We start from the raw sequence: 15,329 nt of genomic DNA, 5'->3' as shown, positions 1-15,329 counted from the left end.
TTTTATTTAGATTGAATTAAAATAATTATATATTTGCCAAGATTATTAAGACCAATTAAAAATAATGAAAATTAAAATTATCCTATTTATTGCCCTTGTATTTTGTGAAACACTTTCTGCACAGGAAAAACAGAAAGACAGTATTCGTGCAAATGAATTATCAGAAGTTGTAGTTACTGGACAATTTGAACCACAATCTATAAAGAAATCCGTGTTTAATGTGCGTGTAATAACAAGTAAGGATATTCAGAATTTAGCAGCGACAAATTTATCGGATGTATTAAATCAGTACTTAAATATTACAGTTAGACCAAGCGGGACAAGCGGACGTTCAACTGTATCTTTATTTGGATTAGATGCTCAGTACTTTAAAATTTTGGTTGATAATGTGCCTTTGATTAATGAAGCAGGTTTAGGAAATAATACCGATTTATCTCAAATAAACCTGAATGATGTTGAGCAAATAGAAATAGTTGAGGGTTCAATGGGAGTTAGTTATGGAGCAAATGCCGTAAGTGGAGTTTTGAATATTATTACTAAAAAAACATCAAAATATAAATGGAGTTTCTCCGTCTCAGGACAAGAAGAAACAGTTAAGAATGAATTTGCGCTTTTTGATCAAGGACGACATATTCAGTCAATAAAGGGATCGCATACTTTTAATGAAAACTGGTTTGTGAGTATTGGAGCCAATCGTAATGCTTTTCAAGGTTTTCTTGATGATAAAAAAGGGATAGATTATATTGAGAATGATCAGACTCGCGGTTTTAAATGGCTTCCAAAGGATCAATTAAATGCGACTGCATTAATAGCATATCATAAAGGTAGTTTTCGTTTTTTCTATAAGTTCGAATATTTAGATGAAGACGTAGACTATTATAGTAGTACAGTGCAATCTGGTTACACTCCAGAATTAGGGTCGTATAGATATGCAGATGACAAACGATACTTTACCAATAGGTATTTTCATAATTTAAATGCGAATGGAAAGATGTTTTCAAAGTTAAATTATAATGTTTCATTTTCGCATCAAAAACAACAACGCGATGTTGAGGATTTTAGATATTATTTATTTACTAAAAGCGAAGCAAATAATGTTACTGTAAAAGATCAGTCTATGGAAGCACTTTACTCTACAGGTACATTAAGTAATTTTTTCTCTGATAGTCGAGTTGATTTACAATTAGGTTATGAGTTCGTAAACAATCAAGGATATTCATTGGTTCAGGAAGCAAGCAATAAGTTATCTCCAGTTAGAAAAAGACTTGAAAATTATGATTTTTTCGCTTCCTCAGAAATCAGAGCAACCGAAAAATTCTCTATTCGTCCAGGGTTACGTTTTTCTGCTCAATCGAAATTTGAAAATCAATACGCCTCATCACTTGGTTTAAGATATTTATTTGATAAAGGAGTTGAGCTTAGAGGTTCTTATGGTAATTCTTTCCGTACTCCAACCTTTGAGGAATTATATTCAAAACAAATTTTTGATGGTCATTTTTTCACGGGTAATGAAAATCTTATTCCAGAAACAAGTACTTCTTACGAAGCCAGTCTTAAAAAAATGTCAACTCTTGTTTCAGGATTACAAATCTCTAACACTTTTGCAGGAAGCTATTTAAATGTAGATGACCGAATTGATATGGCACTTGCAAGATTTAATCCAGATACAGGAAATCCAGAGTATGAATACATTAATATTAGTAAATATAAAATGTGGAATTTCTCGACTACGAATCAATTTAAAAAGGATAATTGGACATTTAACTTAGGAGCTTCTTTGGTTGGGGTTTCTCAAAAAATAGAAAATCAGATTTTTTCTTCAGATGATAAGTTTCTTTATTCTTTTAATCTTAATAGTAGTGTTTCATATGTTATCCCAAGTTGGCAAACTACAATTTCAGCATATTACAAATACAATGGGAAATCACAACAATTTATAGAAACGACTTCAGCCTACGTGATATCAGAAGTTGATCCAAGTAATTGGCTTGATGCTTCAATTAGAAAAAATTTCCTTGGAGATAAGCTAGAAGCTACAATAGGAGCAAGAAACATACTTAATGTGCTTAATATAAATCAAACAAATACAAGTCAAGGTGTTGGTCATGCTGGGCCTTCGCAAATAATGTTGGCTTATGGACGCTCTTATTTTTTAAAACTGACATATAACCTTAATCTTTAATATAAAATCAAATACAATGAAAAAGTCATTTTTATTATTATCATTCGCATTATTGACACTTGGGTCTTGTTCAAGCGATGACAACAACGATACAACTACACCAGTAGGTCCTTCTGTTGGGCAAGTTTTACAGCCAAGCGTTGGTGGACCAAATCAGCCAAATCAGGTTTTTGTAGATTTAAGTACAGGAAAGATAGAGTCTGTAAACAGAGCAACATGGGACTTAGGATTTTCTAGCGGCTCAGATTTTAGAGTTGTTATTAACGGATCTCTTAAAATGGCAGTGAAAAAGTTAGAAACTTCAGATATTACTTTGCCACAACAAAGTGATATTGGTGTAATTATTAGTGCAGGAATGAATACTATACCCGCAACTAAAGGGTTTGCGGATAATCCAACAGGAGTATTAGCCGGAGCTGGTGCAGGAGTAGGGACAGCTATTGCTGAAATTTCGGCAACAGATACTGATAACAAAGTGTATTTAGTGAATCTTGGATTTGCTGTGAGTGCAGTAAAACCAAATGTAGGTAGTGTTGAGGTTGATGGAGCAGCTAGAGGATGGAAAAAAATTAGAATTTTAAGAAGTGGAAACGGCTATAAAATTCAATACGCAGATTTAGCTTCTACAACTTTCACAGAAAAGATAATTTCTAAAGATGCAGCTTTTAATTTTACATTTTTTAGTTTGACTTCAGGAAATCCAGTATCTGTAGAGCCGCAAAAAGCTAAATGGGATTTAGGTTTTACAACTTTCACAAATTATACACAAGATAAAGATGCAGATGAGAAACCAATTGAAGTAACTTATGGGTTTTCAGATTTTATCGTTTCTAATATGAAAGGTGGAGCTCAAGTATATCAGGTCTTAGTTGCAGCTGGAGGAGCTTATGCTGATTTTACTAAAGCAAAAGTTGTTGAAACTAATTTTACAATATCAGTAACTGATCAAAGAATTATTGGTGCTAGTTGGAGAGTCGGTGGAGGACCGGGTATGTTACCAAGTATCAAAACAGACCGTTTTTATGTAGTTAAAGACTCTGAAGGAAATTACTATAAAGTAAAATTCCTTACTATGACAAATGCTGCAGGAGAAAGAGGTAATGTATCATTTGAATATGCATTATTAAAATAATCAAACAAAAAACGATTCCATTTTATGGAAATTAAAAGATTGGTAAGTTGTTTCGTGTGGTAAAGTTATAGCTTATCAATCTTAATAACAAGACTATGTTTAAATTCAATTTAGATAGTAACTTGGTTTTTTTTTATTTTTTTTTTGGAAAGAGGCTGGATTTATCTAGCCTCTTTTTTATTTTTATTTAATCGTAAAAAAGGAATAATAGATTTATTGTTTATTCTATCTTTGCAAACGTTTTAATTAAATTAATAGGAAATTTGGATAATGGAGCTCTTATTGATTTTATTCTTCAAAATTTATAATTACAAGTGAATACAAAATCTTATTTTTTTCAGTCTTTTGCAATTGTAGCATTAGCATTTGTAGCTTTCATTGGTTTTAAACAAATATTACCAGATAAAATTTTTCCTGAAAGTAAAGTCGACTCCAAAAACGTACTTGTAGATAGCATGCTTTTAGAATCGTTTGAAAAAGAAGGCGTATCTAAAAAAAATGATAGTACCGATGCTGATGATGAAGCAGGGGAGAATATCGTTTTTAATGCTAATGAAGGAATCGAATTCCCTTCTGAAACTTTCGATAATTATAAAGGATATCAATACCTGATTTCTTTTTACGATAAATTATATCAATTAGAAAAACATCCTGAGGCAAAAGTGAGGATTGCATATTATGGCGATTCTATGACCGATGGAGATTTAATTGTACAAGATGTTCGAAACAAATATCAAGAAAGATTTGGAGGTACAGGAGTTGGATTTGTATCTATAACTTCAGAATCATCTGCATCAAGAGCTTCTGTGAAATCATTGTATTCCAAAAACTGGAAAATGCAATCGTATCTTAATGTAAAGAGACCAACAAGTCCTTTTGGTGTAAACGGACACGTGTTTTTTGCAAATGATAAGTCAAATTCTACATGGGTTTCTTATGAGGCAGGTTTAAATAAATTTGCGACTAGTCTAGATAATCCAACCTTATATTATGGAAGATCATCAAAAACTGGAAAAGTGAATTTTATAATCGGAAAAGACACTATATCCAAAAGTCTTGCTCCAAATAATTTGGTTAACACTATAAAAGTAACTTCTAAAAGCATTAAAGCATTTAAAGCTAATTTTGTCCACGCAGATTCTATTCCTATTTATGGCTTCAATTTTGATAATGGTAGCGGAGTTCATGTAGATAACTTTTCGCAAAGAGGAAATTCGGGAATGCCAATTTCTATTTTTGATGCCAATGTAATGCAAAGTTTCAATGCCAATTTAAAATATGATTTAATCATTCTTCATTACGGAACCAACGTTTTAAATTATGGTACAAAAAATTATTCTTGGTATGGAAAAGGAATGACTAAAGCTGTTAATAAAATAAAAGCCTCCTTTCCAGGAGTTTCTATTTTGATTATCTCTACTGCAGATAAATCGACAAAATATGATATGCAAATGAAAACCGATTCGGCAGTTGTTCCTTTAATGAAAGCTCAAAAGCGTTACGCTTTAGAAACTGAATCTGGATTTGTTAATTTATATACGTTGATGGGTGGAGATGGTTCTATGGTAAAATGGGTAGATGAAGCACCAGCAAAAGCGAATAAAGATTATACACATTTTAATCAGCGTGGAGCCAAAGCAATTGGAGGGTTACTTTATGAGCAATTGAATCAAGGTTACGAACAATATAAAGTTTTGCGCGAAAAAAGAGAAGCGGACATAAGAAAAGGCAAAACAGTCAGGAAAACGAATACAGATTCCGTATCTGTAATAAACGATAGTGTAGATGAATAAACTTATTATTTTCTTTTGTTGTCTTCTTTTTGCGTCTAATAACAAAGCGCAAAAAACCGAGCCAATTTTAATAACTAAAAAGATGACTGACAAAATCGATACAACAACTGTTGAGCCTATATCAGGGAGTCAAATTTATAATGCAAAGGTTTTAGAGGATTTCTTTAAGAAATTAAAAAGCAATGAGAATCAAGGGAATCATAAAATAAACATTGTTCATGTCGGAGATTCACACATTCAGAGTGATTTGATGACAAACGAGATTCGTAAAGATCTCCAGAAAGAATTAGGAAATGGAGGAAGAGGTTTTATTTTTCCGTATTCATTAGCAAAAACCAACGGTTCTTATAATGAACGCTTTCGTTCTAATAAAAGTTGGGAAAGTTACCGAAACATACTTCCGGAGAAAAACTGCCCAATGGGGTTAAGCGGAATCGCACTTTGGAGAAATACAGATGGTTTTGTAATTGAGGTTAATGTAAAAGATCCTGTGTACAACTTTAATACAATAAAGATAATTACACCGCAAAACCAGCATATGTTTGACTTGGCAACTCGCATTCAAACTAATATGATTCAATCTTCGGAGAAAAAAGTAATTACACATAAAATAAAAAAAGGAGAAGCAATCTCGGTTATTGCAGATAAATACAATGTTTCGATTGCAGAAATTAAAAGAGCAAATCATTTAAAATCGAATGCAATTAGAGCGGGTAGAACTCTTAAGATTGTAACAAATGAAACACGTCCTAAAACAATCTCACAATCAGAGTATGTTCCTTTGGATATAGAATCAGATTCGTTTACTCATTATTACAATACCGAAAAAGCATTAGATAAAATCTATCTTATTCCAAATAAGGATGCTAAGAAATATGAACTTAATGGGTTAATTCTTGAGAAGAATTCTCCAGGAGTAATTTATAGCAGTATTGGGGTAAACGGAGCTAAATTTTCAGATTATAATAAATACCCTGTTTTCTTTGAGCAAGTAAAATCGTTACATCCAGATATGATAGTGTTGTCATTAGGAACAAACGAAAGTTATGACCGATTAGAAGCTTCAGGTTACATAAAGCAACTGCGCGAGTTTATAAGTAAGTTAAAAGAACAAAACATTCATGTTCCTATACTAGTTATGACGCCACCGCCATCGCTCTTAAAAGGAAGAAAACCAAATACGTTTGTTGCCGATTATACAAAACATATTTATGAAACAGCTCAAACAGATGGTCTGGCAGTTTGGGATTTGTATAACGAGTTTGGAGGAATGAGTGGTATTGGGAAATTAAAAGCTCAAGGATTAATTGGTCCAGATTGGGTACATTATTCTAAAAACGGATATGAAAAACAAGGAAGCTTGTTTTCGAAAGCATTATTAAACGAATACGATAATTTTAAATTAAAAAAATAAGTTGATAACAGTTGATAGCATTAATGATTGGTTCGTTCAAAATTTTGGTGCACTTACATTAGAACAGGTTAAGGGTTGGTTTATATATAACCCAGAAGAAAAATTATTATTCAACACAGGATTATTCTTAGGATTATTTCTGGTTTTTTATTTTGTGTATGCCTTTTTGCGCAAGACATTTTATCTAAGATTAACATACGTTATTCTATTCTCGCTTTTCTTTTATTATAAGTCAAGCGGAATATATTTCTTGTTATTACTACTTTCTTCGGTTGTAGATTATGGCTTGAGTCAGATAATATATAATGAAAGTCTAAAAAGCCGAAAGAAAATATACTTGATAATAAGTGTTATCCTAAACTTAGGATTACTTGGGTATTTTAAGTACATGAACTTTATGATAGTTACCTACAATGATATGTTTCAAGGTAATTTTGAGCTTCATGATATTTTCCTTCCAGTTGGGATTTCTTTTTACACGTTTCAATCGATGAGTTATATTATCGAGATATATCGTGAAGAGATTAAACCAACAAAAAATTATATCGAATATTTATTCTTCGTTTCATTCTTCCCACAATTAGTTGCTGGGCCGATTGTAAGAGCTAAGGATTTCTTACCGCAGATTTATCAAAAATTAAACCTTACAAAGGCAGACGTAAATAATGCGTTGTTTCTTATCATAGGTGGTTTAATTAAGAAAACAGTAATCTCTAATTATATCTCGGTAAACTTTGTAGATCGTGTTTTCGATTCACCAATGAGTTATACCTCGTTTGAGAATTTAATGGCATCTTACGGATATGCAATCCAAATTTATTGCGATTTCTCAGGATACTCAGATATGGCAATTGGTATTGCATTATTGCTTGGATTTAAATTGCCAGCCAACTTTAGAACACCTTATAAATCGGTATCGATTACTGATTTCTGGAGAAGATGGCATATTTCATTATCAACTTGGTTAAAAGACTTTTTGTATATATCTATCGGAGGGAATAGAGAAGGAACATTCGCAGGATTTTTATTCCCGAGTTTATTCTTTTTCGGATTGTTACTTTGGGGAATCACAAATTCTTCCGAAAGTATAATTCCGTTAGTAATTGCTGTTGGAGGAATCGCTGTTTTTTGTTTGTCATTTTTGCTTTCAAACAAATTAAAGCAAACCATGGTAACTAATTTTAACCTGTTTACAACAATGCTTTTAGGAGGATTGTGGCATGGAGCGGGAGCACAGTTTATTATTTGGGGAGCATTACACGGGTTGGCATTAGCAGTTCATAAAATATTTGTAGAACTTTTCCCTTCAAAAAAAGAAAGTAACGGATTTAGTGCAATCTGGAAATTCTTCTCAATTGTACTAACATTCCATTTTGTAGTTTTCTGTTGGATATTCTTCCGTGCAAAAGATTTTGATACAGCAATACAAGTAATCAACAATATTGGACAATTAACATTCGAACCAGACCATTGGCAAACGATTGTATTAGGATATAAGAATGTGTTTTTATTAATGCTTTTTGGTTATGTATGGCACTTTTTACCAGAAGTGGTTACAGCCAAAATGAAATTAGTTTTTGATAAAACACCATTAATCGGTAAAGCAATTGTTTTAGGATTTGTGTATTGGATAGTTTACGCAACTGCAGTTGCAGGTTCACAACCTTTTATTTACTTCCAGTTTTAGTTTTTAAGGTTCAAAGAAGCAAAGTTACAAAGGCGCAAAGGTTTATTCTTTTGCGCTTTTTTCTTTCACGCAGATTTCGCAGATAAAGCTGATTTTTCTTCTACTTAATGTAAAAAATAATCTGCCGAATCTGCTTTATCTGCGAAAAACTTTGTGCACATTGTGGTTAATATTTATTTCCAGTTTTAAAAGAAAAGGTTCAAAGAAGCAAAGTTACAAAGGCGCAAAGGTTTATTCTTTTGCGCTTTTTTCTTTCACGCAGATTTTGCAGATAAAGCTGGTTTTTCTTCTACTTAATGTAAAAAATAATCTGCCTAATCTGCGGAATCTGCGAGAAACAATGAAACCTTACGATTTTGCGACATTGCAAACAAAAAAATTCGCGGACTTTGCGAAAAACTTTGCGCATATTGCGGTTAATATTTAAAGCCAAAGATTAAAAGTTTTATAAAAATCGGCTTAAATCTTTTTTAATTTGCGTGAAACAAAAAACTTTGCTGTTTCGCTCCTGATAACTATCCGGATTGTGCGAAAAAATAACCTTGCGATCTTTGCGTAAAACCTTGCGAACTTTGCGGTTAAATGCAGTTAAATAAAAATTGCCTGAAATGTCTAATTAGATTATCTTTGCACTTCAAATAAAGAAAATAGTATGTTTGATAATTTAAGTGATAAGTTAGATAAAGCCTTCCATATATTAAAAGGACACGGTAAGATTACAGAAGTAAACGTTGCCGAAACCTTAAAAGAAGTTCGTCGTGCCTTACTTGATGCCGATGTTAACTTTAAAATTGCTAAAGATTTTACAACTAAAGTAAAAGAAAAAGCAATTGGACAAGACGTTTTAACTACACTTCAGCCAGGACAATTATTGGTGAAGTTAGTAAAAGACGAACTTACTGAATTAATGGGTGGTGATGTAGCAGGGATAAACTTGTCTGGTACTCCAAGCGTTATTTTAATGTCGGGATTACAAGGTTCAGGGAAAACTACATTCTCTGGTAAACTTGCTAATTATTTAAAAACAAAAAAGAATAAAAAACCACTTTTAGTAGCGTGTGATATTTACCGTCCAGCGGCGATAAACCAATTACATGTTGTAGGAGACCAAATAGGTGTTGAGGTTTACTCAGAACCAGAAAATAAAAATCCTGTAGAGATTGCACAAAATGCAATTAAACATGCTAAAGCTAATGGGTTTAATGTTGTTATTGTCGATACAGCAGGACGTTTAGCCGTAGATCAGGAAATGATGGATGAGATTGCACGTGTTCACAAAGCAATCCAACCACAAGAAACTTTATTTGTTGTGGATGCCATGACAGGTCAGGATGCTGTAAATACTGCAAAAGCATTTAATGATATATTAAACTTCGACGGAGTTATCCTTACTAAATTAGATGGTGATACACGTGGAGGAGCTGCGATTTCTATTAAATCGGTAGTAAACAAACCAATTAAGTTTGTTGGTACAGGAGAGAAAATGGATGCAATCGATGTGTTCTATCCTATTCGTATGGCAGAGCGTATACTTGGTATGGGTGATGTTGTGTCGTTGGTAGAAAGAGCGCAAGAGCAATTTGATGAAGAAGAAGCAAGAAAAATCCAAAAGAAAATTGCTAAAAACGAGTTTGGTTTTGATGATTTCTTGTCACAAATTCAGCAAGTAAAGAAAATGGGTAATATGAAAGACTTGGTAGGAATGATACCAGGTGCTTCTAAAGCTATGAAAGATGTAGAGATCGAAGACGATGCCTTCAAGCATATTGAAGCAATCATACACTCGATGACTCCACTTGAAAGAAGCAAGCCAGCAGTTATCGATGTAAAAAGGAAAGCCAGAATCGCAAAAGGTTCGGGAACTAAAATCGAGCAAGTAAATCAACTGATGAAGCAGTTCGACCAAATGAGCAAAATGATGAAAATGATGCAAGGCCCAGGCGGAAAGAATTTAATGAAAATGATGGGAGGCATGAAAGGAATGCCAGGCGGAATGCCGAGATAATAAAAAAATAAGTAAGGTTTAAAGTTTCAAGATAATTGAAATTTTAAACCTTAAACTTTTTAATATAAACACAACTAAATTGATTTAAGGTTTTAGAACCGAAAAAACTTTAAATCTTAAACTTTAAAAACCCTTTAAAAAAAATGCAACTACTAGACGGTAAAAAAACAGCTGAGGATATTAAAAACGAAATTGCAATAGAAGTGCAAGCAATTAAAGATGCTGGAGGAAAAGTACCTCATTTGGCAGCTGTGATTGTGGGTAACGATGGGGCTAGTTTAACTTACGTAGGTAGTAAAGTAAGATCTTGCCAACAAATAGGTTTTGATTCTACTTTGGTAAGTTTACCAGAAACAATTACAGAGGTAGAGTTATTGGCAAAAATTAAAGAACTAAACGAAGATGATAATCTAGACGGATATATTGTTCAGTTGCCTTTGCCAAAACATATCAGCGAACAAAAGATTTTAATGGCAATAGATCCAGATAAGGATGTAGATGGTTTCCATCCTACCAACTTCGGAAAAATGGCTTTAGAGATGGATACTTTTATTCCAGCGACACCATTCGGGATTATGCAATTATTAGAGCGTTACAAAGTAGAAACTGCAGGGAAACATACTGTTGTTATCGGGCGTAGCCATATTGTAGGGCGACCAATGAGTATCTTAATGAGTCGTAAAGGAAATCCGGGAGATTCGACAGTGACATTAACACACAGCAGAACAAAGAATATCGAAGAATATACTAAAAATGCTGATATCATTATTACAGCTTTAGGAGTTCCAAATTACCTAAAAGCTCATATGGTAAAAGATGGCGTTGTGGTAATCGACGTAGGAATTACTAGAGTTGAAGATGCTACAAACCCAAAAGGATATGTAATTACTGGAGATGTTGATTTTGCTGAAGTAAGTAAGAAATCATCTTTTATAACTCCAGTTCCTGGTGGAGTAGGACCTATGACAATTGCTATGTTGCTTAAAAATACATTATTAGCAAGGAAAATGAGAGCTGGAAAATAATATATTTCACTCATTGATATGAGTAAGCCTTAAACTTTTGTTTAAGGCTTTTTTTATGCTTTGTTTTTGGTTGTTGCATTAAACTTGATTGTTCTTTTTGGATGCGATTAATTCAAATGACTTTTTTTAATTATAGTTTTTAAGAACTGTTAAATTGTTAGGAAAACGTTTGTTATATTTGGAAAGAGAATAGTATTGTTTCGTTGTTTTGTGAGTATTTGATTAAAGTGTCTTTTAGGTCTTTTTTTAGTTTCAAAAATAGATGAGCATAGCTGATTAAAATGAGAAAATTGTATTAGTTTATTCGAAAATGTGAAATTAAGAATAGGTTACTACGATATATGTTTTTGAAATATTAAAAAAAGTATGAGAAAAAAATTCCCACATTATCATCAATATGATTTTATGGATTGTGGTCCAACTTGTTTGAAAATGGTTTGTAAATTTTTTGGCAAGAATATAGATTTAGTCTATTTAAGAGAGATTTCATTTATAAACGGGCAGGGAACTACATTTGCCGGTTTAGTCGACGCAGCCGAAAAGATTGGGCTTGCTACTATGGGGTTAAGCGTAACCTTTAAAGACTTAGCCGAAGAATTACCATTACCATGTATAGTACATTGGCGTCAGAGACATTATGCTGTAGTGTATAAAATCACGAAAGATAAAGTTATTGTAGGTGATCCTGCAAATTTTGACTTGATTACCTATTCCAAAAAGGACTTTTTAAAAGGCTGGCTTTCAGCCAAAAATATAAAAGAAGACTCAGAGGGTTTGTTGTTAGTAATGGAGCCAACACCTCTTTTTTATGAGCAAGATGATTATAATGGAATAAAAGCAAATCTTCCTGCGTTTTTAAATAAATATTTTAAACCCCATCGTAAGTATATAGCTCAGGTTTTATTAGGTTTATTTTTTGGAACTATTTTGCAACTAATATTTCCTTTCCTTACGCAACAAATCGTAGATACGGGAATCAATACTCGTAATATTAATTTTATTTATTTAATATTAATTGCTCAAGTAGTTTTGTTTATATCTCAATCTGCATTAAATATAACCCGTAATTGGATTATTTTACATGTTACAAGTAGGATGAATTTACGTATGCTGTCAGATTTTGTTATTAAATTAATGAAACTTCCAATTATTTATTTTGATAGCAGAGCTACGGGGGATATACTTCAAAGAATTAATGATAATAACAGGATTCAAACATTTTTATCTACAACAACTCTGGATGTACTGTTTTCTACGCTAACACTTTTAGTATTCAGCTTTATACTGGCATATTTTAATATATCCTTGTTTATCGTTTTTATCATTGGTTCAGCTTTTTATATAACCTGGATAATGTTATTTATGAAGCGACGGGCAGAAATGGATTTTCGTTATTTTGATCAAGCTGCAAGTAACCAGAATACGACTATACAATTGATAGACGGAATGCAGGAAATTAAACTAAATGGATCTGAAAAAAGAAGACGTTGGGATTGGGAGGCATTACAAACTAGACTTTTTAAATTAAATATAAAGAATTTGGTTTTGACTCAAACTCAAAACGAGGGAGGACAATTTATTGACCAAATAAAAAATATCATAATTAGTTTTATTGCAGCAAAGGCTGTAATAGATGGAAAAATGACATTGGGTACTATGCTGTCGGTACAATACATAATTGGCCAGATGAATGTTCCAATTAATAATTTTTTGGGTTTTATTCGTAGTTATCAGGATGCCAAGTTAAGTTTGTTAAGACTCTCTGAAATACATAATAAGCCTGATGAAGAGCCTTTAGATACTGAATTTATTACTGAATTTGCAGGTGATAAAACTATAAAAATTGAAAATTTAAATTTTCGTTACGGTAGTTCAGCCTCAGAAATGGTTTTGAAAAATATTAATATGACGTTACCCGAAGGAAAAGTTACCGCAATTGTTGGGGCTAGTGGTAGTGGTAAAACAACACTCTTAAAACTTTTGCTAAAATTTAATGAGCCCACGAGTGGAACTATCTATGTTGGAAAAACCAGTTTAAAGAGTTTTGGATTTAATTTTTGGAGAGCAAATTGTGGAGCTGTTATGCAGGACGGATATATTTTTGCCGATTCGATTTCCAGAAATATTAGCGAATCTGATATAAGTGGGATGATTGACAAAAAGAAATTGAGACTGGCATCTGAAGTTGCAAATATTTCTGAGTTTATAGAAGACTTACCAAATGGTTATAAAACCAAAATAGGTTCAAGCGGTATCGGGATTAGTGGAGGACAAAAACAAAGAATACTAATTGCCAGAGCTATTTATAAAAATCCGGAGTACATATTTTTTGATGAGGCGACTTCTTCTTTAGATGCTAATAATGAAACCGTGATTATGAGAAACTTAGAGGATTTTTTTAAAAATGGATCTAAACATAAAAAAACAGTAGTTGTAGTTGCACATCGTTTAAGCACTGTAAAAAATGCAGATCAGATTATTGTACTTAATAAAGGAGAAATTGTAGAGAGAGGCGATCATAATGAACTAGTTATAAAAAAAGGGTATTATTATGGATTAGTAAAAAATCAATTAGAGTTAGGAGATTAAAAAATAATTAATATGTCGAAAACAAATAAAATAGATATCGAAAGTGAGGTTGTTAGAGATTATTTGGAGCAAATTCCTAATGGATTAATTCGTTGGGGGAGTTTTGTAATATGTTCTGTACTATTAGCTTTGTTTTTGATTACCTGCTTTTTACAATATCCCTCAATAGTTAGGGCAGAATTTAAATTAAAAGCTTTTGTTACTCCAAAACCAGTAATAGCAAGGATTGATGGAAGATTAGAGAAAATTTTTGTTACTGATAATCAAAAAGTAGTAGCGAATCAAGTCTTGGGCTATATTGAAAGTACTACTAAATATGATGAGGTAATACAGCTTGATAAAGAATTAGATGACTTATCTAAATTTATAGAAGTAAATGACCTAATTAATTTAAATCAAGTTCATTTAAAGGATTATCATAATCTAGGTGAAATACAAGCCAGTTATCAAAATTTCCAGCAGGCATATATTCAAACCTTAATACTGTTTAGTAATGGGTATTATAAAAAAAATCAAAAATTTTTAAAGGTTGATATTGAAGATTTAAGTAGTTTATTACAAAATCTTAAAGATCAGAAACAGGTTCTATACCAGGACTTAAAGCTTCAGGAAAAAGAGTATGGGATGAATAAAACATTGCATAAAAACAATGTAATTGCCGATGTGGATTTATATAGACAAGAAAGTAAGTTGTTATCTAAAAAAGAACCATTAGCGGAGTTGGAAACAACATTAATTACCAACACTATTTTGATTAGAACTAAAGAAAAAGAAATTCTTGACTTAATAAAATTAGCGACACTACAAGAAGAAACTTTTCAACAGTCACTTAATACATTAAGAAGCGTAATTGCAGAATGGAAAAAAAGGTATGTGTTTTATGCGCCAACGAGAGGTGTGGTAAATTTTACTAGCTTCTTGCAAGAAAAAGAAAGTTTAAAAATTAATACAGAGATAATGTATGTTTCTAGCCCTAAAAATAAATATAAAGGGGAAGTTAAGATTCCTCAGGATAATTTCGGAAAAGTAAAAGTTGGACAGATAGTCTTGGTTAAGTTTAAAGGGTATCCTTATGAAGAATATGGAATTATTGAAGGAAAAATAGAATCCATAGCTAAAATTCCATCGGATAATGGGGCAAGTTTTTATGCTAACATAACATTACTGAATGACGAGAAAACTACAAATGGAAAAATATTGAATTTTAGGAACGGAATGCTCGCTTCTGCAGAGATTGTAACGGAAAATATGACTTTGGCACAACGTATATTTTATAGTTTTAGGAAAAAAACAAATTTATAGTTTGGTAATTTTCATAAAATGTAATAAAAAAAGCACTCGTCGTGCTTTTTTTATTACATTTATTACATTCTTATTTTACGGACTTAGTTCCTGCTGGATATGATAAGATTGAATTATTTAATTAAAAAAAACATATTTATGAAGCCAGAAAAAGAGATTACAAAAATGATTAAAAATGAAGTAAAACCTTCTAAAGTTTT

At 32.1% G+C, this 15,329-nt stretch carries 9 protein-coding genes; all 9 read left to right on the top strand.

Annotated elements, in window-relative coordinates:
• Positions 1 to 64: 64 nt before the first annotated feature.
• Positions 65 to 2,182: a TonB-dependent siderophore receptor gene (locus tag B8T70_RS19430; RefSeq protein ID WP_086895918.1), complete on the top strand. Its 2,118-nt coding sequence runs from the start codon at positions 65 to 67 to the stop codon at positions 2,180 to 2,182.
• A gap of 16 nt (positions 2,183 to 2,198) precedes the next feature.
• The gene (locus B8T70_RS19425; RefSeq protein ID WP_086895917.1) at positions 2,199 to 3,314 is read left to right on the top strand and encodes an HmuY family protein; all 1,116 of its coding nucleotides are present in this window, start codon (positions 2,199 to 2,201) and stop codon (positions 3,312 to 3,314) included.
• Positions 3,315 to 3,628: 314 nt separating this feature from the next.
• A complete protein-coding gene (locus B8T70_RS19420) occupies positions 3,629 to 5,107 on the top strand; it encodes an SGNH/GDSL hydrolase family protein (protein WP_086895916.1) in 1,479 nt (492 codons plus the stop codon).
• Positions 5,108 to 5,189: 82 nt separating this feature from the next.
• Positions 5,190 to 6,521, top strand: coding sequence for a GDSL-type esterase/lipase family protein (locus tag B8T70_RS19415; RefSeq protein WP_242667518.1), 1,332 nt, complete (start codon positions 5,190 to 5,192; stop codon positions 6,519 to 6,521).
• A 1-nt stretch (position 6,522) separates the two neighbouring features.
• Positions 6,523 to 8,208 carry an MBOAT family protein gene (locus B8T70_RS19410; RefSeq protein ID WP_086895914.1) on the top strand — a complete coding sequence of 562 codons (1,686 nt, stop codon included), beginning with the start codon at positions 6,523 to 6,525 and terminating at the stop codon, positions 8,206 to 8,208.
• Positions 8,209 to 8,860: 652 nt separating this feature from the next.
• Positions 8,861 to 10,213 carry a signal recognition particle protein gene (gene ffh / locus B8T70_RS19400; protein WP_039112390.1) on the top strand — a complete coding sequence of 451 codons (1,353 nt, stop codon included), beginning with the start codon at positions 8,861 to 8,863 and terminating at the stop codon, positions 10,211 to 10,213.
• 143 nt (positions 10,214 to 10,356) lie between these two features.
• Entirely contained in the window at positions 10,357 to 11,238 is an 882-nt protein-coding gene (locus tag B8T70_RS19395) for a bifunctional 5,10-methylenetetrahydrofolate dehydrogenase/5,10-methenyltetrahydrofolate cyclohydrolase (protein ID WP_039112389.1), read from the top strand.
• Positions 11,239 to 11,604: 366 nt separating this feature from the next.
• Positions 11,605 to 13,827 (top strand): peptidase domain-containing ABC transporter, encoded by a 2,223-nt coding sequence (locus B8T70_RS19390; protein WP_086895912.1) that lies wholly within the window; start codon positions 11,605 to 11,607, stop codon positions 13,825 to 13,827.
• Between the two features lie 12 nt (positions 13,828 to 13,839).
• Positions 13,840 to 15,129, top strand: coding sequence for an HlyD family secretion protein (locus tag B8T70_RS19385; protein WP_086895911.1), 1,290 nt, complete (start codon positions 13,840 to 13,842; stop codon positions 15,127 to 15,129).
• Positions 15,130 to 15,329: the final 200 nt, after the last annotated feature.

This window comes from Flavobacterium sp. AJR, assembly GCF_002156885.1.
Lineage (GTDB): Bacteria > Bacteroidota > Bacteroidia > Flavobacteriales > Flavobacteriaceae > Flavobacterium.
Note: the sequence above shows the minus strand (reverse complement) of the source record. Positions and strands in the feature narration are given on the sequence as shown.

Bases quoted from the DNA above. Each gene is read 5' to 3' on its own strand.
- B8T70_RS19395 (WP_039112389.1), top strand. From the start codon at position 10,357: ATGCAACTACTAGACGGTAAAAAAACAGCTGAGGATATTAAAAACGAA.
- B8T70_RS19425 (WP_086895917.1), top strand. From the start codon at position 2,199: ATGAAAAAGTCATTTTTATTATTATCATTCGCATTATTGACACTTGGG.
- B8T70_RS19390 (WP_086895912.1), top strand. From the start codon at position 11,605: ATGAGAAAAAAATTCCCACATTATCATCAATATGATTTTATGGATTGT.
- B8T70_RS19385 (WP_086895911.1), top strand. From the start codon at position 13,840: ATGTCGAAAACAAATAAAATAGATATCGAAAGTGAGGTTGTTAGAGAT.
- B8T70_RS19415 (WP_242667518.1), top strand. From the start codon at position 5,190: ATGACTGACAAAATCGATACAACAACTGTTGAGCCTATATCAGGGAGT.
- B8T70_RS19430 (WP_086895918.1), top strand. From the start codon at position 65: ATGAAAATTAAAATTATCCTATTTATTGCCCTTGTATTTTGTGAAACA.
- ffh (WP_039112390.1), top strand. From the start codon at position 8,861: ATGTTTGATAATTTAAGTGATAAGTTAGATAAAGCCTTCCATATATTA.